The sequence below is a fragment of the Methylolobus aquaticus genome (assembly GCF_054172105.1).
Genome location: NZ_JBSYXP010000001.1, coordinates 595,695 through 620,172 on the forward strand (window position 1 = coordinate 595,695; position 24,478 = coordinate 620,172).

Annotated in this window: 19 protein-coding genes; 18 read left to right on the forward strand and 1 reads right to left on the reverse strand. The window is 56.0% G+C overall.

What is annotated here, in order from left to right; genetic code table 11:
* The first annotated feature begins 13 nt into the window (after nt 1-13).
* From ACW73L_RS02700 to wecB, 18 genes are all read left to right on the forward strand, one after another.
* On the forward strand, nt 14-760 hold the full coding sequence (locus ACW73L_RS02700) for a class I SAM-dependent methyltransferase (RefSeq protein ID WP_498919806.1): 747 nt from the start codon (nt 14-16) through the stop codon (nt 758-760).
* Nucleotides 750-1,970, forward strand: coding sequence for a glycosyltransferase family 4 protein (locus tag ACW73L_RS02705; protein WP_498919808.1), 1,221 nt, complete (start codon nt 750-752; stop codon nt 1,968-1,970). The genes ACW73L_RS02700 and ACW73L_RS02705 overlap by 11 nt, the downstream gene beginning before the upstream one ends.
* A 1,340-nt stretch (nt 1,971-3,310) precedes the next feature.
* Nucleotides 3,311-4,402, forward strand: a complete 1,092-nt coding sequence (locus ACW73L_RS02710; protein WP_498919809.1) for a CgeB family protein — start codon at nt 3,311-3,313, stop codon at nt 4,400-4,402.
* Between the two features lie 1,000 nt (nt 4,403-5,402).
* Entirely contained in the window at nt 5,403-6,323 is a 921-nt protein-coding gene (locus ACW73L_RS02715) for a hypothetical protein (RefSeq protein WP_498919810.1), read from the forward strand.
* A gap of 482 nt (nt 6,324-6,805) precedes the next feature.
* Nucleotides 6,806-7,758 (forward strand): IS5 family transposase gene (locus ACW73L_RS02720; RefSeq protein ID WP_498919811.1). Its coding sequence is split into 2 segments (ribosomal slippage): nt 6,806-7,673 and nt 7,673-7,758, totalling 954 coding nucleotides; the frame shifts between segments, so codons are not numbered across the junction.
* A gap of 760 nt (nt 7,759-8,518) precedes the next feature.
* A complete protein-coding gene (locus ACW73L_RS02725; RefSeq protein ID WP_498919812.1) occupies nt 8,519-10,525 on the forward strand; it encodes an acyltransferase family protein in 2,007 nt (668 codons plus the stop codon).
* A gap of 243 nt (nt 10,526-10,768) precedes the next feature.
* Nucleotides 10,769-11,989, forward strand: coding sequence for a glycosyltransferase (locus tag ACW73L_RS02730; RefSeq protein WP_498919813.1), 1,221 nt, complete (start codon nt 10,769-10,771; stop codon nt 11,987-11,989).
* Nucleotides 11,990-12,051: 62 nt separating this feature from the next.
* On the forward strand, nt 12,052-12,756 hold the full coding sequence (locus tag ACW73L_RS02735; RefSeq protein WP_498919815.1) for a class I SAM-dependent methyltransferase: 705 nt from the start codon (nt 12,052-12,054) through the stop codon (nt 12,754-12,756).
* A 157-nt stretch (nt 12,757-12,913) separates the two neighbouring features.
* A complete protein-coding gene (asnB, locus tag ACW73L_RS02740) occupies nt 12,914-14,758 on the forward strand; it encodes an asparagine synthase (glutamine-hydrolyzing) (protein WP_498919816.1) in 1,845 nt (614 codons plus the stop codon).
* An 8-nt stretch (nt 14,759-14,766) separates the two neighbouring features.
* The gene (locus ACW73L_RS02745; RefSeq protein ID WP_498919818.1) at nt 14,767-15,783 is read left to right on the forward strand and encodes a glycosyltransferase family 4 protein; all 1,017 of its coding nucleotides are present in this window, start codon (nt 14,767-14,769) and stop codon (nt 15,781-15,783) included.
* 191 nt (nt 15,784-15,974) lie between these two features.
* Nucleotides 15,975-16,367, forward strand: coding sequence for a hypothetical protein (locus ACW73L_RS02750; RefSeq protein WP_498919819.1), 393 nt, complete (start codon nt 15,975-15,977; stop codon nt 16,365-16,367).
* Between the two features lie 38 nt (nt 16,368-16,405).
* Nucleotides 16,406-16,840 (forward strand): DUF29 domain-containing protein, encoded by a 435-nt coding sequence (locus ACW73L_RS02755; protein WP_498919820.1) that lies wholly within the window; start codon nt 16,406-16,408, stop codon nt 16,838-16,840.
* A 137-nt stretch (nt 16,841-16,977) separates the two neighbouring features.
* Nucleotides 16,978-19,200 carry a bi-domain-containing oxidoreductase gene (locus ACW73L_RS02760; protein WP_498919821.1) on the forward strand — a complete coding sequence of 741 codons (2,223 nt, stop codon included), beginning with the start codon at nt 16,978-16,980 and terminating at the stop codon, nt 19,198-19,200.
* A gap of 1 nt (nt 19,201) precedes the next feature.
* On the forward strand, nt 19,202-19,573 hold the full coding sequence (locus ACW73L_RS02765) for a nucleotidyltransferase family protein (protein WP_498919823.1): 372 nt from the start codon (nt 19,202-19,204) through the stop codon (nt 19,571-19,573).
* Entirely contained in the window at nt 19,570-19,941 is a 372-nt protein-coding gene (locus tag ACW73L_RS02770) for a HepT-like ribonuclease domain-containing protein (RefSeq protein ID WP_498919825.1), read from the forward strand. The genes ACW73L_RS02765 and ACW73L_RS02770 overlap by 4 nt, the downstream gene beginning before the upstream one ends.
* Nucleotides 19,942-20,074: 133 nt before the next feature.
* Nucleotides 20,075-21,730, forward strand: a complete 1,656-nt coding sequence (locus ACW73L_RS02775; RefSeq protein ID WP_498919826.1) for a heparinase II/III family protein — start codon at nt 20,075-20,077, stop codon at nt 21,728-21,730.
* Nucleotides 21,731-21,733: 3 nt separating this feature from the next.
* Entirely contained in the window at nt 21,734-22,978 is a 1,245-nt protein-coding gene (locus ACW73L_RS02780; RefSeq protein ID WP_498919828.1) for a glycosyltransferase family 4 protein, read from the forward strand.
* A gap of 85 nt (nt 22,979-23,063) precedes the next feature.
* Nucleotides 23,064-24,173 carry a non-hydrolyzing UDP-N-acetylglucosamine 2-epimerase gene (wecB, locus tag ACW73L_RS02785; RefSeq protein ID WP_498919829.1) on the forward strand — a complete coding sequence of 370 codons (1,110 nt, stop codon included), beginning with the start codon at nt 23,064-23,066 and terminating at the stop codon, nt 24,171-24,173.
* On the opposite strand, the gene ACW73L_RS02790 is transcribed toward wecB, so the two are convergent.
* Nucleotides 24,162-24,478, reverse strand: a 317-nt coding sequence (locus ACW73L_RS02790) for a hypothetical protein (RefSeq protein WP_498919830.1), incomplete at its 5' end; no start/stop codon positions are given. The genes wecB and ACW73L_RS02790 overlap by 12 nt on opposite strands.

Here is a 24,478-nt window from a genome sequence, read left to right on the forward strand (position 1 = left end):
AAGATCTTGGAGTGTGGCGAAACCAGAAATGATGGAATATGATTATTATGTGGAATGGAAAGGCTGGGATGGCTCTATCTTTGGCAAATATGATAGCACGCAAGCACTATATTTCCGTAAAGAGTTAAAGTGCTGTGAGATAGATAATCTTTCCGGACTAAGGGTCCTCGAAATTGGCTTCGGGACAGGTTCGTTTGCTGGATGGGCGAAGGATGAAGGCGCTATCTATCGGGGCCTAGAGGCTATTGAAGGCCTTGTCCATGCGGCAAAGCAAAGGGGTTTTTCAGTAGCGCTTATATCCGCAAACCTAGATGGTTTCATTCCTCAAGAGTCGCAAGATTTAGTAATTGCGTTTGATGTGTTTGAGCACATGCCTCTGCCCGAACTTGAGGCGGCCTTGAAGCGAATTCACGACTGGCTGCGCCCCGGGGGACGGCTAATCTTTCGAGTTCCTAGTGGAGACAGCCCGTTCGCCCGAGCAATTCAGTATGGAGACTTGACACACAGGGTTGTTCTTGGATCCTCTGCAATTAGACAACTTGCTCTACGCGTCAACCTAAGTATTGTGCAGGTGCGGGCACCGACATTGCCGGTATTTGGTCTTGGCGCTTTCCGTCTAGCCAGAAGGCTCTTCATTGTTTCAGGACAGTGGCTCGTGTCACGGTTAATTCAGATCCTCTTTCATGAAAACATACGAACAATAATTTCTCCGAATATGTTGGTCGTTATGTGTAAGGGAGAGAAGGACCGTGTGTCGTAAAGATGTGTCGTCAAAGGTGGTGTGTTCTTCACTTGAAGAGAAAAGGATACGCGTCGCTGTGGTGGAGTCGCACCCGATACAATATCATTTTCAGTACTATCAAATCTTAGCTAAGCGACCGAATATTGACGTCACCGTACTATTTTGTTGGGATACGCGACTTGGTGTTGACGATCCTAGTTTTGGTCGACTGCTATGGGACGTTCCCCTGCTTGAGGGGTATCGTTATCTGTTTCTCAGGAACGTGTCTGCGCGGCCCGGGGCGGGTGTCCGATTTTTCTCCCAAATCAACCCGGAATTAGTTTCCTTACTCACGCCAGAAAACTTCGATGTTGTTTGGGTGTGGGGCTATTCGACGTTCTCTGCTTGGTTGGCTGTCCTTTTGGCACGATTACGTGGGTTACGTGTATTATTTCGCGGAGAGGCGACGCTCGAAGCGCCTCGCTCGGCGGTTCGCCGTTTGGTCAAGAGTGTTGCGGTAAGAGCCTTCTTGAAAATGGTAAACGGAGTAGCGTATAGCTGCGCTGGCAACCGGCGGTACTTTGAGCACTATGGGGTATCGGGGGAGTCTCTCCTGTTTGCCGCATGTGCCGTAGATAATGAATTCTTTCAAGCCGCCGCGCGCGGTCTTGATCAACGAAGTTGTCGTCTGGCGTTGAAACTCGAGCCAGCGTTACCTGTTCTTCTGTTTATCGGAAGGTTGGATGAGCGTAAAAGGCCGATGGATATCATTCAAGCAGTTGAGAAAATCCCGAAGTCAAAACGGCCGAGCACCTTGTTCGTGGGCGACGGGCCGTTGCGAGGTGCCCTCGAGGAATATTGTCGCCGTCGCGATTTGTTCACGGTGGGTTTCGCTGGCTTCCGCAATCAATCCGAACTCGCCACCTGCTACCGGGCTGCTAATCTGCTCCTCGTCGTATCTGAGAGTGATCCTTCACCAAAAGTTATTAACGAAGCCATGAACTTCGGGTTGCCAACGGTCGTGTCTGATCGCGTTGGCACCGCGGGGGACCTCGTGATCAATGATCATAATGGTTTTATTGTCGAGTGCGGGAATACCGACGAGATTGCTGAAGCCTGCTTACGCATCTTGTATGAAGATGGTGTTGCCAAACGTATGTCTGAGGCAGCACGAGTCAAGATCAAGGAATGGTCGTTTATGCGCGGTGCGACAGCGATCGAAAATTGGATTTTGGGGCAGAAGCCGTGAGCACAATAGCGCGGGACGTGAGGATACAGCGTGTTACGGCCGCAGGTAAGGACTGCTTTTTTGGCTACTATGACAAGTGTCCCTGGAACCGCGACGACGGTAAGCTCTTGTTTGGTAGCACCACGGTCAGAGGGCGGCAACCGAAGGTCGGAGAAGAACTGCAGATCGCATGTGTGAACGCTGATTTTGCGACTCCGCCGGTCGTCGTTGGGGTGACGAAAGCATGGAACTTCCAGCAAGGTGCCATGGCTCAATGGGTCTATCGGGATGAGGATGAGTTTGTTCTGTTTAATGTGCATGAGGGCGGATGTGCCTACGCCCAACTCGTATCGCCGACGGGCGCGGTGGAAGATAAGTTCGATCATCCCGTCTATGCATTAGCGCCAAACGGTCGCTTGGCGGCGAGTGTAGACTTCGGACGGCTTGATCGTGTTCGGCCAGGTTACGGGTACGCTGGCGTGCGAACGATGCACTCGAAATCACCCGCTCCGGATGAGGATGGACTTCTGGTATTTGATCTCAATGGAGGTCCGAGCCGTAAACTGGTAAGTTACGCACAGTTAGCGGCGGACGTCTCCCCCCGAGGCCAGGGTGCCGCCCATTGGATTGACCACATCGACTTTTCCCCGGACTCCGATCGTTTGGCCTTCCTTCACCGCTGGCTGGCCCCGGACGGGAACCCACTGACACGTGTAATGTGTATTGAGGCGGATGGAGGGGGCCTCCGGTGCCTCTTGGACTGTGGCTCAGCTGGCCACGGGTTGTGGCTGTCTGCTAGTCGCTATGGGGTATGGGGCCGGCAGAGCAATCTTGCGGGTGTTGTAAGGTCAACTGGCGGGGGGCGGAACAGTCTGACGCGCGCCTTGGTCGGAATGGCTCGTAAGTTCATCCCTCATGCTTGGAAAAGCAGAATTCACCGTGAGGCCTTTTTGTTCATCGATAGCGACACGGGCGCGATTTCTCCCGGACTGATGCAGATTCCGCGAAGTAGCCGGGGAGGCCACCCCACCTTGCATCCCAAGCTGCCGTGGCTTGCACACGACACACTACCTGACGCAGTGGGATGCAGGCGACTGTTTTTGGCGTCGCTCGACGGCGAGCACCTGATCAACATCGCGGAATTCTCACATGATGCGGCTACTGCCAATTCACCGTTCCGATGCGACTTTCACCCACGATGGGATCGGGCCGGCCGCGCAATCTGTATCGATAGCATGCATGAAGGGTATCGTGCAGTTTACGCACTTGATGTATCCACCCTACTTGCGGCCTATGCCCGATAAGAAATCACGCGTGCTGGCTACGAGCGCGTTCGGCGCCAATTTTAATCCTCACCACGCGTGAAGATTCTTCTGGTTGGGCCAGCGAAGCCAGGATCGACTACACTCCATCGTGCTCTCGCTCTGCGCGCGCTGGGGCACGATGTGGACATCATCGACACTTGGCGTGATCCGAACTGGCAGGAGAAAGAAGTCATCCTAAGCCGTCTTGTTTCTCGTATGTATCGAGCAGGACTCTGGAACGCTGTTGTTGTACCCGACCTTAACGCGGCAAACCATAAGGTAATCGAAGCAGTTCATAGCCAAAATTACGAGGTATTGTGGCTGGATAAGGCCCTAACCATCCACTCATCCACTCTCCTCGCAGCCAAAACGACGCGGCCCGCCCTACGACTGGTGGGTTTCTCGCCCGATGACATGCTTGCGCGGCACAACCATTCTCGTCAATTTCTTGATCAGCTCCCTTACTACGACATTTTTTTCACCACCAAATCCTATAATGTGGCTGAGCTTTTAGCTCTGGGATGCCGGCGAGTGGAATTCATCGGCAATGCCTATGATCCTGGTGTACATCGTCCAGTTCAAGGAACAGTTGAGGACCGACGCTTGTTGGGAGGACAGGTTGGTTTCATAGGATCCTTTGAGCGTGAACGCGCAGAAGCAATGCTATTCTTGGCGCAACACGGGATACCGGTCCGGATCTTCGGAGGAAATTGGGCGCATCGCACAGCTCCGCACCATCGAAATTTAATAATTGAGCGGAGAACTCTCCTCGATCACGAATACGCCAGGGCCGTAGGTGTATTTGACATCAATCTGCATTTTCTACGCAAAGCTAACCGGGACCTACAGACGACACGGAGTGTGGAGATCCCGGCTTGCGGGGGCTTCATGCTTGCGGAGCGAAGCGAGGAGCACGAAGCCTTGTTCTGCGATGGAGAAGAGGCTGTATTTTTTGATTCGCACGAAGATTTATTGAACAAAGTTCGCCATTTCCTGGCTTGGCCGGAGAAAGCAAGGCGAATCGCCCATGGGGGACGGCTTAGGTGCTTGAAGAGTGGCTATAGTAACCCGGAAAGACTGGCGTACATGCTACAAAAGCTCCGAGATCTAACTGATGTCCCGTTGCGGGTCCCAGGAGAATCGAGTTGAGCGCAGAGAAAAGAGAGCTTCCATTACTATTTTAGGCAGCTGCTACCTTTGCGTGGATTTCAATCCGTTGACTTCTGCGAGTTCGCCCCACTTACAACTAGCTTGATCACTGCCACTCGGTCTATGCTTTGGTAAATTCTGTCGCCGTTGATACGTATACGCCTTTTGATAGTCGATTTAGAAAACAAAAATGGCATTTTCACCGAGGATATCGTGGTACGAATCTCAGTGTTCGGAAATTGAAGCAGTAAGCTCAGAAGCTATCACGGGGGATGGGAACATCCGTGTCGTCTCAGTTCTCGCACGGCCCTCGTTAGCTTGTAAATGCGCTCGTATGTCAAGTTTTGGAAATGTCACATTTCTTTCTCTGTAAAGAGGCCGTCACAAGATGAGCCGCGTGTCAGGGGAAATTTTCGGTGCGCGTATTGCCTCGCTCCGCTGGATCACCCGGCGAGTCTCAGCAGCTCTGCTTGTGCTGTGGCTCCTGGGATGCGTCTCAAATCTCATTGGCGACCCAACTCTGGACGAGCTAGCGGTTCGTCTCCTTCCTTTTGCAACTCTCGTGATCTATCTATCCTCCGCCTATGACCTGACCAGAAGAGACTCTCTATCGTTCTTCACGCCATTGCCGATCTTGTTTCTTTGGACAGCCGCCGTTTTCGGAATGGGACCACTATACCAGTGGATGGCCCCTGAGTCAGCGCCGCGCGAGGACGGGAGGGTCTTTCCCACTGAAATAACGGCGTATGTCTCTGTTGCGCTACTTAATATTACTGGCTTATTGGTGTCGACTGTGACACTGGGTGCGACGATGCGGTGTTTAAGCCAGAGCCACGCGAAGAGATTAGTGTCGCAGCGGAATCTGATCTCTAAACGTTACGACCGAAGGCAAAAAGGGGGAGGGTCCCTTCTAACCTCTGCCAGCCTCACTCGCATTGCTTACAGCGCCTTAGGACTCGCAATCATTATGAGGCTCGTTCGCTACATTCTAAATATACCCTTGATACTGCCTGGGTTTATGGGATTTATGGATCGAGCCGGTTGGGTCGCCGTTCTGATCTTTGCAATATTGGCGGCTTCACGTGGCGGAAGTTTTAAGGTGTTAGCGGTAGCGGTTACGTTGGCTGAGGCTCTTTTTGGTTTAGTTATCGGAATGCGCACTGATACCCTTACACCTTTGGTGTTTCTAGTCCTGGGTCTCTATGTGGGAAGCAACTCGGCTAAATGGCTTCTAATTGGTTCGGTGATCGTAACCTTTGCTGCTATTTCAGTAACCCCGGTAGTCAAGCAGGTTCGTGCGCTGACGTGGAATGCCGAATATCAATCGGGGCGAGCGGGTGCGGTTAGTGACGCGTTCCAACGGCAGTTGCGGGAAGACAGTCTCGATGAGCCAGCCGGGTATGCGTTCTGGAGGCGACTAGATTATACTCCTTGGGAGGCCGCCATGATGCGGAGCTATGACCGTGGAGATTCTGGGGATACTTTCCGCTATATTTTTTGGACATTTGCTCCGCGCTTCCTATTTCCTGAAAAGCCTAACTTTGTAATTGGCACGGATATCGGCTTGGCTATCCAGGGAGTGGATCAATCCTCATCGTTCAGTGGGACTGCGTTCGGCGAAATGTATTGGAACGGTGGCTGGCTCGCTGTGGTCTTGGCTTCAGCTACATTTGGCGTGCTCTTAGGGATGGTTACTATCGGAACCCTATGGCTCTTTTTGCGCGGAACTCTAGTGTCTAGTCTAATCGGAGTCACTGGACTTCTCTATGCTTTCGCAATCGCCGCTACATTTTCCGTTGCCATAGTAGGACAGGCAGTAACATTCTTTGTCCTATTTTCAGCATTCTTTAAACTTGACGCTTATTCAACACAACGGGTCAGGTTAGCTGCCGGCGGAAGGAGAATCTGGGGTCAGGAATAACATTAAAAAAGGTAGTGTTATTCCTGGAATTTTAAATATACCACGTTCTAAAGTGATCGGTATCGTGTGTCCGTCGCAGGGGTGAGGAGCGCCACGGTCATTTTAGTTGCAGATATTCCTGCTGAGAAATTTCGCTCGGGGCTTTGAGTCTCACGAGGCTCGGGGGCGCTCAGTCAGGCATGTGACGATGACGTTCAGGTGTGCTCGGTCTGTGCCGAAGATTTCAGGTACCTTAGGCAGGATGTTTCTGGGGTCGTAGGCGTTTTCTGTAGGTGGCCGCTGTAAAGGCCTAATTCGGGGCGGCGATGTCGTTCTGGATCTATATCTCACTGAAGGGCTCCGCATCGTTAGCTCCCGCCTTATCCTGGTCATCGGTGAGTAGGCCCTAAGCCCGCGGAACGCCCGAGAGACAAGCTAAGGAACCTCTGAGCAAATGCGGCTGGTAAGCTATCACCAACAGAGCATGTGAACGCGGTGACCGGATGAAACAGACTAACTTCCCCTCGCTGGCCTATGACCAGAACAAGAAGCAGACCCATCGGGAGAAGTTCCTGGCTGAGATTGAGCAGGCGGTGCCCAGGCCGGAACTGCTGGCGGTGATCGAACCGTATTACCCAACCGCGGGGCGGCGGCGCGGTCGTCAGCCGTTCCCGTTGGCAACGATGCTCAGGCTGTATTTCCTCCAGCAATGGTATGCGCTGTCCGACCCTGGCCTGGAAGATGCGCTGTATGAGATCGAATCGTTGCGGCGCTTCGCCGGTCTGGAGTTGGCCGACGATGCGTTGCCCGATGAAACCACGATCCTCAAGTTCCGCCGCTTGTTGGAGCGGCATGCACTGACCGCAAAGCTGATGAATACCATCAACGACGTGCTTGAGGAGAGGGGCCTGCTGCTCAAGGGCGGTACGATGGTGGATGCGACGATCATTCATGCCGCGCCCTCGACGAAGAACAAGAGCAAGACCCGCGATCCGGCGATGCACCAGACCAAGAAGGGGAATCAGTGGTACTTCGGCATGAAGGTCCACGTGGGCGCGGATATTCACACCGGCGTGGCGCACACGGTGTCGGTCACCCCGGCGAATGCCGCCGATATCATTCAATTGCCGAATCTCCTGCGGGAAGATGACCGGATCGTCATCGGCGATGCGGGCTACGGCAATGACACCTACAAGCGCGCTGCGCGGACAGCGGGTGTCGCGTGGGGCGTGGCCCTGAAGGCCCTTCCGAAACGCCGGCTGGGGTCGGCGCAGAGACGCCGTAACCGAAAGATGTCATCGCTACGGAGGCGCGTCGAGCACCTGTTCCGCGTGATGAAGCGGCAGTTCGGCTACACAAAGACGCGTTACGGGGCCTGGCCAAGAACGCCGCCCAGGTGTTTACCCTTATTGGGCTGACCAACCTTTATCTCAAGAGGCATGCCTTGATGACCTGACGGCCAAGGTGCGCCCGGAATCCGCCCCAACGGGCGAATCCGGCCGGAAATCGCCCCGGTGAGCGCGAAATTTCGCTTACCAGTGCCCTTTTTAAAGCCTGCCTCCCCGCGGGACGCGCTTTTCCGCCTCAACTCGGAATTGTTCAGAGGTTCCCTGACTTTGTGGTGAAGGGGACTAGTGTGCCATCTACGTCCATCCCGCCCATCTGTGAAAGCATGATGTCAACGTTTGCCCGGTCTAACAGGGTGTCGACAACACTGCGATTCCCCAAAGCGTCGATGACGTTGTCGTCCCGGCGCGCGGAAACCGTACGGTCGTCGATGGCGGCCGGGCGTTCATGGATCGCGTTCGTGCGGCTGGCTCCGGCCCGCCGAGCTTGCCGATGGGTCCTGCGGGCGATGTCTCGCCGCCGCAGGAGATCAGATTACCCTCCGCAACTCGGTACTCCCAAAAGCATCGTAGGGTTATTACACGGCTCCGTCCCGCACATCGGGGAGTCCGGATTTATCCTGTGCCTTCAGGCGGCCATTTGCTCGGGCCCCAATGCTCGGTGAAGAATGGGAGACGGCGCGCGGACCGCGTCTGGAAAAGTCGACACGACGGGGCCGAGCGGCCGGACACAAAGTTTGAATCCGGTAGGAGTTGGGGCGTCGAACGCCGTAAAAGCGCGTGTACGACTGACAGAGCGATTGGCTTAAATGTCCTGCACGTGACATCCCGGCGCTGACTCCGAATCGACCATGAATATAGCCTTTTTTTATGAACAGTAGGTATCGCCCGGAAATCGATGGCCTTCGTGCCATCTCGGTTCTTTCAGTGTTGGCTTTTCACATACAGATCCCTATATTTAAGTCAGGATTTGTTGGGGTCGATATCTTTTTCGTTATTTCCGGTTACCTAATCACGCAGGTTCTTGAATCTGAGTTTCGCCGAGATAACCACATCTCATTAATTGGGTTTTGGGCAAGGCGAGTAAGAAGATTAGCACCAGCTTTCCTGTTGGTTCTAATCTCCGTATTGGCGATCGGACAAATTGCGTTGACTAGGGTTTCCGGCGAGGTAGGGCTGCTCGATAGGGCAGCGCTCTCGACGCTTTTGTTTTCGGCAAATCTCTTTGCTTTATCCCAAAGCGGAGACTATTTCGCAGACTGGGCTCAAACAAATCCACTGTTGCACATGTGGTCACTATCTGTTGAAGAACAGTTTTATATTTTCTGGCCGCTGCTTTTAACTTTCGCATTAGTGCGGGGTGGTAGAGGCCGCCTTAGGTCTATAATCACTGTATTGGCGTTTGCCTCTTTTAGCTTGAGCTGTTTTTTGACACACTCAGATAGTTCCGCTGCCTTTTTTTTAATGCCTACGCGGGCTTGGGAATTGATGCTTGGGTCTCTACTCGCGGTACAGGAAGTGAAGGTTTCAGTTACCATAAATCAACGCCGCCGCGTTTGGATAGTCGGTTGGTTTGGTGTGCTTCTGATTATTTACTCCGTATTCTTTCTGGATGAGAAGTTACCATTTCCTGGTCCGGCAGCCTCCTTTCCTGTGCTCGGTTCTTATTTTTTGATCTGGTCCGGCCACAGTAATAGCCGAGGAGGTTTGATTGGTCCATCAAACTTTCTTACTTGTCGCCCGCTAGTGTATTGCGGCAAGCTTTCATATCCTCTGTACTTATGGCACTGGCCAATACTCGTTTTGATGCGGAGTCAAAGATTATTCGAGGATTCTAAGTTGTTGGATGCATTTGGATTGGCAATTTCATTTGTGCTAGCAATTGCAACCTATGAATATATTGAGAAGAAGAGTTGGAATATATTATCGAAGCTTACACCTAAGCAGACACTTTCGTTGGGAGCCTTTGGTACTGGAGTTGCGTTGTGCCTAGCACTCATTTCGGGTATTTGGGTACGTACCGGGTGGGGTTATTCGAAAGCAGAAGCTTATATGGATCGCGCGAGAAATGACATGCCGGGCCTCGAATGTATGTTTACAACTGGGTTACCGACTGAAAAACAAGAGAATGAGTGCTATCGCAGTACAGGCAGGCCCTCAGTATTGCTTTTGGGTGATTCACACGCAAATCATTGGAACCCGGCACTAAGGGAGGCTGCCCAACGTCTCAATTTGAATTTGGGGGTTTTAACTATGAATGCCTGTCGCCCCCTCCTGGGTCCAATTGGGACTGCAGAGTGTATTGCTTTCAACTGGCGAAATTTCAATCAACTGGCGCGTTGGAAGGAGACTAAACATTTGCGGGGGTTGATTGTATCGGCACGATGGCCTGAAGGTATGGGACGATTTCCACCATCCATCGCTGATCGCAGAAATTGGGAGCCAGGAGTTTTTTTTGATAGCCGAGCCCAAACCGCGGAGGAGGCCCTAAAATATTTTTCTGAACAGCTTAGGCAGATTTTCGATATAACTAGTCGCTTAGATATAAGGGTCTTAATTATCCTGACCAGCCCGGTACAAAAGTTCAGCGCGATTCACTGCCTCCTGCGGCTAGGCGCGGAGCAATGTTACGTGGATGAGGAAGAATTCGCTGAATATAGTGGTCCAGCCGACGATGTAATCATTAAAGTGTCCGCAGAATATCCGGGAGTTAGAATGCTTGAGCCGCGCGGATTCATGTGCGAAGGGAGAATTTGTCCTGTTATACAGGACAAAGTTGTAATTTATACCGACGATGACCATATTTCTAAAAGCTATTCGAAGTTGCACTCTGGGGAATTTGATGAGTCGCTTCGTTGGCTTACGCAGACCCGTTAATAAGTTGTGCGAGCGTTTGGGGTGTCGGTTCAGGGAATTTTTCTCTCCACCCGATAACCGATAACCGATAACCGATAACGGGATGAACTCAGTGTGACGCGACGCTGGGTGTGGAGTTGAGCCGTATCGGAACTCCCCTACGTCGAGCCACCGATGAAGCCGTTTGGTCGTCCGGGGCATCAACGTTTTGGCCCTCGGCGCTCGGAACAGGTAACGGTATCTAATACTACATAGTGTGCACTCGTGAGAAAGTCGAAACGTAATGATAACAGCCCGAGGACAGGCTTGCCGAGGCTGCTGTTTATGACACGTTTTTATGTTCCCGCATACAAGGCGGGTGGGCCTATCCGGTCTCTCGGCAACCTTGTACAAAATCTTGGTCACGAGTTCGCAATGTTCGTTGTCACTTCTGACCGAGATGTGGGCGATTCCGTCCCTTATGTTGGCGTTGACGTGTCGGTATGGTCTAGCGTCGGAAATGCGCGTGTCTTATATATGGGTCCTGGATGCAAACGCCTAGGAGTTGTTGCCGGCATAATCTATGGTGCACCTAGACGATATGAAGTTTTATATTTGAACAGCGTGTTTGATCCTGTGTTCAGCGTCTTGCCTCTGGTTGTCCGGCGACTCCGAGTAAGAGACGCGATTCCCGTAGTGGTAGCCCCGCGCGGCGAGTTTTCCCCTGGCGCGATTGCGCTTAAGCCTTTTAAAAAAAGGATCTTTTTGTACTTCGCGAGTCGTGTTGGTTTGTTTCGGGGGGTCACGTGGCACGCATCCGGTATTTGTGAGTCGGAGGATATAAGGCGGGTCATAGGTCAGGCAGAGAAAGTCGTTATTGCTGAGAATATCGCAACAGCTATAGCAGGGGGAGACGTTCGTCCACATCGCGCCAGTGCTAATTCGGGGCCACTGAAAATTGTGTTTCTTTCCCGAGTGTCGCGAAAGAAAAATCTCGACTTTGCGCTGGGCGTACTCAGCAAGTTGTCTATAGCGGTCGAGATGAATATTTACGGCCCTGCGGAAGACCAGTCTTACTTCGCGGAATGTTTGGAAATGACTAAGGTTATGCCGATACACGTGAAAGTATTTTGGCGAGGCGCAATCCGCCATGAGGATGTGCCGGGCGTTCTCGAAAACCATGATCTATTCTTCCTTCCGACAAAGGGTGAAAACTACGGACACGTTGTAGCAGAAGCGCTCTTGGCCGGTACGCCAGTATTACTCTCGGACGCCACACCTTGGCGTAACTTGACCGCAAGTGGTGTTGGTTGGGATTTGCCCCTGAGCGACGAACGTTCATTTGTGGAATGTATTGAAGCATGTGCACGTCTCTCTCGGGAGGACTATTTTGAATGGAGGAAGCGAATCCGCCGATATGCTCATAGGCGGCTGGAGACGAGTACGAATGTTGAGGCGCACAGGAATCTCTTTTTGGATGCGATACGTGAAAAGTGGGGTGGGTGAATTCAAAGCCACATTGCGAGTGCTCGATTAGAAGGCGCGGAATAACGGACGGTAAAAAGAGTATGAAGAGTCAGGATAAGCCGATTTTAACGGCGGTGCAATTCCATGATGAAGTTGCTAACAGATGGTCTAGCGGCTACCGGCGACGCTCATTTAGACAACGGTTGGCGTTGTTTGATGTTATATTCTCGCGGCACGTTCAGGCGGATGATGCGTGGCTTGATTTAGGTTGTGGTTCCGGTGTTCTTACGCTACAACTCCTGGAACGTGGTGCGTCTGTCACGGCGGTTGATGGCTCGGCAGAGATGTTGCGAAACCTGCATTATTTGGTGTCAGAGAAGGGAGTACGAGGCGTTGAATGTATTGAATGCGATGTTCAAGATGTGGGTGTCCTTAGCGACGCGACCTTCGACGGCGTAGTGTGTTCTAGTGTTATAGAGTACGTCGAAGACCCAGATCAGGTTCTGTTCGAAAGTCACCGCGTGCTGCGGGTTGGCGGGGCGCTGATCATCTCGATCCCTGCAAAAGCATCTGCAACGAGGCTTATACAAAAGTTTATTAAGGGTGTCTGCGGAGTGTTCGGCGTCAGCGCATTTTCATATTTATCCTTTTCTTCTTTCGAGGTGGATGTCATGATGGTGAGGACGTGGCTTGAGCAGAAGGGGTTCAAGGTTTCGCGTGTCACCGCGTTCGATCCGTTCCTCCCACGAATTTCGCTTTCGGTATTACGACCGTCACTCCTAGTAATTGAAGCCAGAAAGCGGTAATGAAAATTCAAAGACAGCACCCTAGTATCTATAAACATTCCTAGAAAACGAGACGGAGTCAGGTTCCGTGTGGCGGTACGGGGTCAAGGCTACCTAATGGCGGCGTTTGTTCATCGCGCAACCACGGTATCTGCGTAAAAAAATGGCGAACTGAACAATGTGCGCGATAGCTGGGGTTTTTCAATACCGGGCCGGCTCGGTCGGATCCGCCATTGAGCGGGTCGTTTCGATCTGCGACGCGATGCAAACACGGGGCCCAGATGGGGCGGGGCTATGGGTTTCTCCCGAGGGTAATGCCGTTCTCGGACACCGACGACTCGCTATTCTTGACTTAACTGAAGCGGGGAATCAACCAATGGTTGATTTCTTTAATGAAAGAGTCCTCGTGTTCAATGGTGAGATTTATAACTTTCGGGAACTTCGTAACGAATTGGAGGAGAAAGGACATTGCTTTAGATCGGATAGCGACACGGAGGTCATTTTAGTCGGGTATCGGGAGTGGGGGGAGGGGCTACTTCCACGCCTGCGTGGTATGTTCGCATTTGCAATGTGGGACGGTGAGGTAAGGTCGCTTCTTCTGGCACGCGACCCCTACGGCATCAAACCGCTGTATTTTACCGATCAAGGAGGGCGTTTTGCTTTCTGCTCACAAGTGAGGCCATTGCGTGATCACATTGCCATCGATGACAGTCCCGATCCCACGGCGCTGGTTGGTTTTATGTTGCTCGGTAGTATCCCAGAACCCCGAACCGCGTTACGGGCCATTCGGGCCTTGCCGGCTGGACATTCACTTTGGGTCACGGAAAGCGGATCGGGCGCGACGCGCGAGTATTGTTCTGTGGTTGATATTTGGCGCTCGGCCGCAGAATTCCCGAGATTAGTGCCTGCGGATGCGCTTTTGGACCAAGTGAGAGCCGCTGTCCGTAATTCGGTAACCGCGCACCAAGTGTCAGATGTCCCGGTAGGCGCTTTTCTTTCGGCCGGGATCGATTCGGGGGCACTTGTTGGCCTGATGGCTGAAGGTCGGACCATGCCGCTACAGACTGTAACGCTTGGGTTCAGCGAGTTCCGGGGCACATCGGAGGACGAGGTCGGTTATGCCGAGCGTCTGGCTTCCCACTATGGAACGGCGCATCGCACGGTATGGATTAGCGACGCCGAGGCCGTCGGGGCGTTCCCACGGGCGCTTACCGACATGGATCAACCCAGCATCGACGGCTTCAACACGTGGTTGGTGAGCAAACACACTGCGAAACTGGGACTGAAGGTCGTGGTGTCCGGGGTTGGTGGCGATGAGCTGTTTGGCGGCTATGCGCATTTTGCCGAGTTGCCGGTTTGGCGCCGGAGGCTGCAGATGGTGGGTCGGGTCCCGGGACTGGCGCGTCTTTTGTGTGTGGGGGCCCGCCTAGGGCATCGGTTTGGCTGGGTTCCCGTAAAGGCGGAAGGGCTGGCGCGAACGGGGCCGGATCTGGCAGGGCTTTATCTGGTGCGCCGTGGGCTGTTCATGCCTTGGGAACTGCCAGCGCTGCTCGATGGAGATTTGCTGCGCGAAGGTTTGGCCGATTTACCACCCCCGTTTTTTGTCAGAGAAACGTTGGGCAGTTGGCCGGGTGGGGAGTACGCGGCCATCGCTGCTCTGGAAGCGAGCTTTTATCTGAGGAATCAACTGCTGCGCGATAGCGATTGGGCTAGCATGGCCCACTCTCTGGAATTGCGGACGCCTCTGGTCGACATTCAGTTGCTACGAGATCTGGCGCCCGTATTGGCAGCGCCGCGCCCGCCTGGTCTTCCAGGCAAGCGATCCTTGGCGCTCGCGCCTCGCCCCGCATTGCCGGCTGAGGTGATCGACCGTCCGAAGTCGGGATTCTCGCTGCCGATGGACCGCTGGCTCGCGCAAACTCAGCTATTGGATGCGTGGCGGCGTGTGCCCTTGCTTACGCGGCCCGGATGTCACTGGTCACGCCGAATGGCTTATGGGCTTGTGGCGGAATGGATCAAATGAGTGGGGGGATGACCGGTCTGAAGATTAAGCACTTTCAACGACGGCCGCCGGTGGGCATTTACAGTGTCGAGCGTCTTTTCGAGGACGTCCGCTCGGCCTTGCCGCCGGATCTCAGCGTAGATGTGCGCATTAATCGGCATTTTTCAAAGGGAGTCTGGCCCCGTATGGTCGACCTGTGGAGTGCCGCGCGCCATCAGGGTGACGTGAATCACGTGACTGGGGATGTTCACTATTTGACTTACCTGCTCGATCGTCGTCGTACCGTGCTGACGGTGCTCGACTGCGTCACTCTGGAGCGGTTGCGTGGACTTAGGCGCTGGCTCCTTTGGTTCTTTTGGTACTGGCTGCCGGAGAAGCGCTGTTCGGCGATTACCGTAATTTCCGCATCAACTAAGCGGGAGTTGCTGAATTACCTTAATTGCGATCCGGACAAGATTCAGGTGATTCATTGCCATGTTTCCGATGAGTTTGTCAGGCGGGACCGAGCGTTTAATGCGGACTATCCGCGCATTCTTCAGATTGGTACTACACCGAACAAGAACATTCCACGCGTGGCCGAGGCGCTGGAAGGCATCGCTTGCAAGCTGGCGATCATTGGCCCGTTAGCCACAGATCAGCGGAGAGCCTTGGAGCGTTATGGTATCGATTACGAAAATGGGGTCGGATTGAGCCGCGAGGCTGTGCTGGCGGAATACGAGAAAGCCGACATCGTGATGTTTCCGTCTCTTTACGAGGGTTTCGGTCTGCCGATCGTAGAAGCGAATGCGGTTGGCCGTCCGGTGGTCACCAGTCGGCTTTATTCGATGCCTGAGGTTGGGGGTGATGCTGCATGCTATGTTGATCCCTACGATGTAGCCGACATCCGGGCGTCAGTCGAAAGGTTGATAGACGATGCAGACTATCGGCGGGAGCTGGTTGAAAACGGGTACCGTAACGTGGAGCGGTTCCGGCTTAAGAACATCGCGGCGCAGTATGCGGATTTGTATCGAAAACTTGCTCACGACGCTGCTCAAGTTGTCGCATGAGCAAACCGGGACTGCCCCTGCTAACGTGCTATTGCGGCGTGGATGCAGTGACTGGCGCGGGCTACTTCGTAGCGGGTTAGGCTTGGGGGTAAAAAAGCGGAAAACCCGACTCACCGGCCGGCAGACAGGATCAAGATGAAGCAAATATTGCAGAGTTTGAGTGACGGGCGCACGGAAGTGGCCGAGGTCCCATGTCCAGCCGTACGTGCGGGCAGGTCTTGATTGGCACCCGCTGTACGTTGGTGTCGGCCGGCACCGAGCGGATGCTGGTCGGTTTCGGGAAGGCGAATCTGATCGACAAGGCACGCCAGCAGCCGGACAAGGTGCGGCAGGTGCTGGAGAAGGTGAAGACCGATGGGCTGGCGCCAACCCTCGAGGCGGTGCGCAACAAGTTGGACCAGCCGCTGCCCATTGGTTACTGCAATGTCGGTACGGTGCTGGAAGTCGGCCTGGATGCTTCCGGCTTTGTTATCGGCGAACGGGTCGCCTCGAACGGCAAGCATGCAGAGGTGGTGAGCATCCCAACGAACTTGTGCGCCAAGGTGCCGGAGGGCGATACGCGCCTACAAGCAGAAGCACTGTGATACCGTTCAACTCCTTCGGCGCGTATAGCGAGGGCACCATGAGCGCACAACTGCATGACCAGGATTTCTATTCGTGGACTCACCAACAGGCCGAACTGTTGCGCCAAGGACGGTTGGACGAGCTTGATACCGAGCATTTAATCGAGGAGTTGGACAGCATGGGTGCGCGGGAACGGCGGGAACTGGAGACGCGACTCTCGATCCTGCTACAGCATTTGCTGAGATGGCGGTATCAGCCTGAGCGGCGCGGGGTTAGCTGGTTGCGGACGATCAAGATCCAGCGCTTCGATGCTCTACGTGTTCTGGAAGACAACCCTGGGCTTAGGCACCGGCTGCCGGAACTCTTTGCCAGCGCGTACAGCAGAGCGCGCATCCTCGCGACGGACGAAACGGCCATCGATGAAGCAAACTTTCCCGAGCAGCCGCCTTTTGTCATCGACGAAGCGCTGAATGCAGAGTTTTTGCCGGAATAGGAAGTACGACCTTCAGACGCCTTCCGGGTACACCTACGCCAAGGAAGGCCTGCCGCCTTGACGAAACCAACGTGCGGCTGCCGGGCGAGTTAAAAACAGGGGGAGGTGAGATCGATGAGCCGGCACACAGGATCAAGATGAAGCAGATTTTGCAAAGTTTGAGTGACGGACGCACGGAAGTGGCCGAGGTTCCTTGCCCGGCAGTCCGTCCGGGGCAGCTTTTGATTGGCACCAGCCGGACGTTGGTGTCGGCCGGCACCGAGCGGATGCTGGTCGATTTCGGGAAGGCGAACCTGATCGACAAGGCACGCCAGCAGCCGGACAAAGTCCGGCAGGTGCTGGAGAAGGTGAAGACCGATGGGCTGGCCCCGACCCTTGAGGCGGTGCGCAACAAGCTGGACCAGCCGCTGCCCATGGGTTACTGCAATGTCGGTACGGTGCTGGAAGTCGGACCGGACGCTTCCGGCTTCGTTATCGGCGAGCGGGTCGCCTCGAACGGCAAGCATGCCGAGGTGGTAAGCATCCCGACGAACTTGTGCGCCAAGGTGCCGGAGGGCGTCTCCGACGATGAGGCCGCGTTCACGGTGATCGGGGCTATCGCCCTGCAGGGCATTCGGCTGGTGGCGCCCACCCTGGGTGAAACGGTGGTCGTCACGGGGCTGGGGCTGATCGGCTTGATCACTGTCCAGTTGCTGCGCGCGCACGGTTGCCGGGTGTTGGGGCTGGATTTCGATCGGGACAAACTGGACCTGGCGGCGCGTTCCGGGGCGGAGGTCGTTGATCTCTCCGCAGGACAGGATCCGTTGGCGGCAGCCGAGCGGTTTTCGCGCGGCCGGGGTGTCGATGCCGTGATCCTGACGGCGGCGACGAAGAGCAGCGAGCCGGTGCATCAGGCCGCGCAGATGTGCCGCAAGCGTGGACGCATCGTGCTGGTGGGCGTGACGGGTCTGGAGCTTTCTCGTGCGGACTTTTACGAGAAGGAACTTAGCTTTCAAGTGTCCTGCTCCTACGGGCCGGGCCGTTATGATCCGGCCTACGAGGAGCAGGGCCAGGATTACCCGGTTGGTTTTGTCCGGTGGACCGAACAGCGAAATTTCGAAGCCGTCCTCGACATGCTGGCGGACGGGCGGCTCGATGTGAAGCCGCTCATCTCACACCGATTTCCCATCGATCGCGCGGTCGAGGCCTACGATCTTGTCGGGGGCGGTGGGCCATCGCTAGGTATCTTGCTTGAGTATCCGGGGGCTGTAGCCGCCGAGGTATTGCGGCAACGAACGGTAGTGTTCGGTCCTCCTCCCCGGCCCCTCTCCCCAAGGGCGAGGGGGGAGGAAGGCGGTGCTACCACCCAGGGAGTTGCGGTGGGGCATTGCACGGTCGGGCTGATCGGTTCGGGCAACTATGCGACCGCCGTGCTCATTCCGGCCTTTCAGAGTGCCGGGGCGCGGTTACAGACCGTCGCGTCGAGCGGTGGCGTCAGCAGCGTGCACGCGGGGCGGAAATACGGATTTCAACAGGCGACCACCGATCTGGCTGCGGTGTTCGACGATCCGGCCATCAATGCCGTGGTCATTGCGACCCGGCACGATACGCATGCGGAACTGGTGCAGCGATCACTCGCCTCGGGTAAGCATGTCTTCTGCGAGAAGCCGCTATGCTTGACCCTGAATGAACTGCAGACGATCGATGCGTGTCTTCCGCCTGACTGTTCGGGTTCGGATCACGCAGAGGGCTGCGCTCCTACATCCAGTTCCAAACTACCGGTGCTGATGGTCGGGTTTAACCGCCGCTTCGCGCCGCAGGTTGTCAAGATGAAGGAACTGTTGCGCACCGTAGCGGAGCCCAAGGCCTTCGTGATGACGGTGAATGCGGGAGCGATCCCGGCCGAGCATTGGACGCAGGATGCTGCGGTCGGTGGCGGGCGAGTTATCGGCGAAGCCTGCCATTTCATCGACCTGCTGCGGTTTCTGGCCGGCGTTCCTATCAGCAAACATTCGGTAATCCGTCTAGATTCCGCCACTCGGGATTCGGTGAGTTTGCAGTTGCAATTCACCGACGGGTCAATTGGGACGGTGCACTACCTAGCCAATGGGCACAAATCTTTCCCCAAGGAACGGCTGGAAGTGTTCAGTGCAGGGCGGATTTTGCAATTGGATAACTTCCGGAAATTGACGGCGTTCGGTTGGCCAGGCTTCACAAAAATGAACCTGTGGCGTCAGGACAAGGGGCAAAAGGCTTGCGCGGCAGCGTTCGTGAAGGCGGTTGAGCAAGGCGGCGTGTCGCCGATTCCGTGGGAAGAGGTGGCAGAGGTCAGCCGGGTGACGATTGAGTTAGGGGAGCAAGCGAGGCAACGGAGGGGCTAAAATGGGACTCGCGTTGCGCATGCGGCGGATGGTCGAGGCACCAACGGCTTCTGTGGACATTTCTCCTATTGAGGCATCAATGAAACCCTCTCTGGCTCTGGAGTTGCACCGGGAAGATATCCGTCGCATTGTCGAACGGAATGATGCCAGGAATCCCCGGGTGTTTGGCTCCGTCGCTCGCGGCGAAGATACCGAGGCAAGTGACCTTGACCTCTTGGTTGATCCGATCGACGGCAGGACCACGCTGATCAGCCTCGTGAGGATGAAGCGCGAGCTGGAGCAAGCGCTTGGTGTAAGGGCCGATGTCGTGACGCCCAACGGGCTACGCGATCGTATTCGGCAAGGCGTGTTAGCGGACGCGACGGCCGTATGACGCGCGATCGACGACGGGTTAACGAGCGCTTCGCTGATGTCCTGGAGGCTATCGAAAACATCAAATCCGATCTCGGTGAGTTTGGCAGAGATGAATTTCTTGCCGACGGCAAGACGCAACGCGCGGTCATCGAGAGCCTGATCGTGATGGGTGAAGCGGGGAAGCGTATTCTCGAGTTGGAGCCTGGTCTTCAAACGCGCCAACCCGAACTGTGGCAGCATCTCCATGATGCCTACGATATGCGCATCGTGTTGACTCATGAATATTTTCGCGTGGACCCAACGATCGTCTGGACGACGCTTCAGTGTAGTGTCCCCGAGCTTGAGCGCCATCTGGTGGATTGGCTCAGTTGCGACCCTCCAAGCTGAGATTTGCGCTCAGTCATCCGGTTCCGCCTTTAGGCCGCACCATCGCGGTGGCCGGGTAAGCGTCCGGCCAATGCCGGTCTTACGCGGCAAGCGTTTTGTTCGTCGAAGTGGGTCATCGCAGCGGAATTTATCGGTGATTGCTTCCCGTACCGTTCATCTTCTGGCCCGCTACCTCCATACACTGCGCTATCTGCGAGCCGAGCAGATTTACGGCCGGGTGTGGTTTCGACTATACACGCCCAGTCCGGACCATCGGCCGGCGCTGGCATTGCGGACGGGAGAGGGTACGTGGCGGCAACCGGCAAAGCGGCGGGTAAGTCTGTTGAGCCTTACTCGCTGCCGGTTCCTGAATGAAGAACGCGACATCGGCCACTCGGCAGCGTGGGAAGAGGCTGGCTGCGACAAGCTGTGGCTGTATAACCTCCACTATTTCGATGACTTGAATGCGGAGGGCGCCGCGGGGCGCTTCGCGTGGCACACGGCGTTGATTGAACGGTGGATCGCGGAAAATCCGCCGGGCAAAGGAACCGGCTGGGAGCCTTATCCAACCTCGCTACGCATCGTCAACTGGATCAAGTGGGCGCTGGGCGGGAACGCGATGCGTGCCGAGTGGCAACAGAGCCTGGCTGTGCAGACGCGCTGGCTGGCGAAGCGGCTGGAATGGCATCTGCTCGGCAACCACCTGTTCGCCAACGCCAAGGCGCTGATCTTTGCCGGGTGCTATTTCGGCGGAGCCGAAGCGGACACTTGGTTGGCAAAAGGATTGCGGATACTGGAGCGGGAACTGCCGGAACAGATCCTTCCGGACGGTGGGCAGTTCGAGCTCAGTCCAATGTATCACGCGCTGGCCTTCGAGGATGTCCTGGATCTGATTAATTTGTTTGCGGCTTTTCCTGGGGCGGTGCCCGAGCGGCGGCAGGGTTTAGTCTCGGGTTTGCCTGAACTGGCCACCAGTATGCACCGGTGGCTCGCCGTGATGCGACACCCTGACGGGGACATCACGCTCTTCAACGATGCGGCGATGGGCATCGCGCCTTCCAGCTGGGAACTGGATGCCTATGCGGTGCGGCTCGGTTTGCCGGCGCTCTCGGCGCTAACGGACGGTGTCGTTCGCTTGCCGGACAGCGGGTATCTGCGCGTACAGCGCGGCGAGTGCGTGGCGTTTCTGGACGTTGCCCCGATCGGTCCGGACTATCTCCCCGGCCATGCGCACGCCGACACCTTGTCGTTCGAGCTGTCGCTTTTCGGGCGGCGGGTGTTGGTGAATTCCGGCACCTCCGTCTATGGCACCGGGCCCGAGCGGCAGCGGCAGCGGGGTACGGCGGCGCACACTACCGTGACCCTTGATGGTGCCGATTCGTCGGAGGTTTGGGCTGGGTTTCGGGTCGCGCGGCGTGCGAAGCCGTTCGGATTACAGATCGACGACGTGGGCGAGGTCTGGTGCGTCGCCTGTTCGCATGATGGCTACCGCCGCCTGCCCGGCAAGCCGGTGCATTGCCGTGTCTGGCGTTTCGGCCCTGGTTCGTTGTCCGTCACGGACACTGTGGAGGGGCCGTTTCAAGAGGCGGTCGCCCGCTATTTCCTGCATCCGGCGGTCGAGGTGAACGAAGCGGATCAGCATCTGCGGGTTCCGGGCTCTGATCGGATGGTGTGCTGGCAGGTGACTGGAGGCAAGGCGCGCATCGTGCCATCAACGTATCACCCCGAGTTCGGGGTCAGCCTGCCCTCCAGATGTATCGAGGTGTATCTGACGGGGGACAGGTGCGAGCTGGTTTTGACATGGAATTGACGCATGCACATTCTTTTTCTCACGGATAATTTCCCGCCCGAGGTCAACGCACCCGCCAGCCGCACCTTCGAGCACTGCCGCGAATGGGTCAAGTTGGGGCATGAGGTGACGGTGATCACCGGTGCTCCCAATTTTCCAGCTGGGAAAGTCTTCGAGGGCTACCGCAACCGGTTGTGGCAGACGGAAACGATGGAGGGCATCCGCGTTATCCGTGTGTGGACGTATATCACGGCCAACGCGGGCTTCCTGCCGCGCATTCTCGACTACGTTAGCTTCATGCTGTCCGCTATTGCCGGTGCGCCATTTGTGCGCAAGGTCGATTTGATCGTGGCCACGTCTCCGCAACTCTTCACGCCCTGTGCCGCTTATGTCGTCAGTCGGCTTGAGCGGATCCCCTACGTATTCGAACTGCGGGATCTTTGGCCGGAGTCCATCAAGGCGGTGGGCGCGATCGGGAATACGCGTGTCATCCGGTTGCTGGAGCGACTGGAACTGTTTCTTTACCGGAAAGCCGTCCGCATCGTTTCGGTTACCGAGTCCTTCCGTCGAAATCTGGCGTCGCGCGGGATTGATCCAAAGAAGATCTTCGTCGTCACCAATGGGGTCGATATCACGCGCTTTCATCCGTTGCCGCGGGACCAGGAACTGGCTGCGAGCCTTGGGCTGGAGGGGAAATTCGTCGCCGGTTACATCGGCACACACGGCATGGCGCACGCATTGGAGACGCTGCTTGAGGCGGCGGCGATATTGAAAAAGCAGACGGGGGGAGACGACGTTCGGCTTCTGTTTCTCGGCGATGGTGCGCGTAAACAGGCGATACGGGACCGCGCGACAGAAATGGGCCTGGACAACGTGGTCTTCCTGGATACGGTTCCCAAGGACCAGGTCCCGCGTCACTGGTCGCTGCTCGATGTCTCGATCATCCATCTGAAGAAGACGCAGCTGTTCACGACGGTGATCCCTTCGAAACTGTTTGAGTGCATGGGGATGGGCATTCCCGTGTTGCATGGTGTGGCTGGTGAATCGGCCGAGATCGTCGAGCGAGAGGGTGTCGGTCTGGTATTCGAGCCTGAGAACGCGCAGGCGCTGGCCGAGTGCGTTCTCAAGCTGAAGAGCGACTCGGCGCTTTATGCACAACTCCGCGAGAACGGCCTGCGCGCTGCCGGCAAGTACGACCGCGGCGAAATGGCCCGGCGCATGCTCGAGGTGCTCGAGGACTCCCGCCAGGCGGGTCTATCCCGTCAATGAAGGTGCCCGCTGCCCCAACGGCAGCCGACGCCAGCCTAAGGCGTTGGGGGCACTGCGCCGTTCCAAAACCTTCCCAGAGGACCAGATGCTGAAAGTGATTAACGTGGTCGGGGCGCGACCGAACTTTATGAAGATGGCGCCGATCATCGAGGCGATGAACCGCCACCCGCAGGCCATCGACCACTTGCTGGTGCATACCGGGCAGCACTACGACGAGCGGATGAGCCGGACCTTCTTCGATGAGTTGGGCATCCCAAAGCCGGATATCGATCTGGAGGTCGGCTCCGGTTCTCATGCAGAACAAACCGGGAAGATCATGATCGAGTTCGAGCGCGTGTGCCGAACAGAGCGCCCGGATCTGGTCGTGGTCGTGGGTGATGTGAACTCGACCATGGCCTGCACGATTACCGCGAAGAAGCTGGGCATTCGGGTGGCCCATGTCGAAGCTGGCCTGCGTTCGCGGGACATGGCGATGCCGGAGGAGATCAACCGCCTTTGTACCGACGTGCTGTGCGATTACCTGTTCACGACGGACCGCTTGGCGGATGAGAACCTGCGCTGTGAGGGCGCAAACGAAGAGCGGATCCATTTCGTTGGCAATGTGATGATCGACACCTTGCTCAAGCACAAGGAACTCGCTAGCGCGCGGGGTGTGTTATCCGAGTGGAGCCTGGAACCGGGCGCGTTCGCGACCTTGACGCTGCATCGGCCGTCGAACGTGGACGATCCGGAGATCTTCCGGGGGATACTCGATGCGCTGTCAGAGATCGCGCAGGAAGTGCCGATCGTGTTCCCCATCCATCCACGAACGAGAAAGATGGCTGAGGAGTTCGGGTATTCCGGCTATTTCACCGAAGGTGGCGCAGTGCGGGGCATCTGGTTGACGGAACCTCTGGGATACCTCGATTTTCTGCATCTCAACATGAACGCGCGTCTGGTGTTGACCGACAGTGGCGGTTTGCAGGAGGAAACCACTGTGTTGGGGGTTCCGTGCATCACGATGCGGCGGAACACGGAGCGGCCTATCACGTGCACCGAGGGCACCAATCATCTGGTGGGCGATCAGGGTCCCGACATTCTTGTAGCCGCGCAAAAGGTGTTGCGAGGGCAGACGGCTGCTGGGCGTATTCCTGAGAAATGGGACGGCCGCGCCGCAGAGCGGATCGTTGAGGTCTTGTTGCGGTCATGCGCCTGAGAGCTCGTGGTGGATTGAAAGGGATGCGCAGATTCCCGCTTGCGCGGGCATGACAGGGGGGAGATGGATTCCCGCTTCCTCGGGAATGACGAGGAGGGCGGGAAAGGCATGGAATCTCGCTTTTCCGGGAATGACGGGGGCGCGTTGTGCTCCTGCAAACCGGGCGATTCTGCCGGTCTTCTTCAATGCGATCAGGCTACATGACAGCCCTCCCTTGAACTGATCCATCGTAAGCGCTCCATAAACCGCACGCTTCCGCTGGCCTGATTGTTGTCGCAGGCTATCCGCTGGGTTTATCGGCAGAG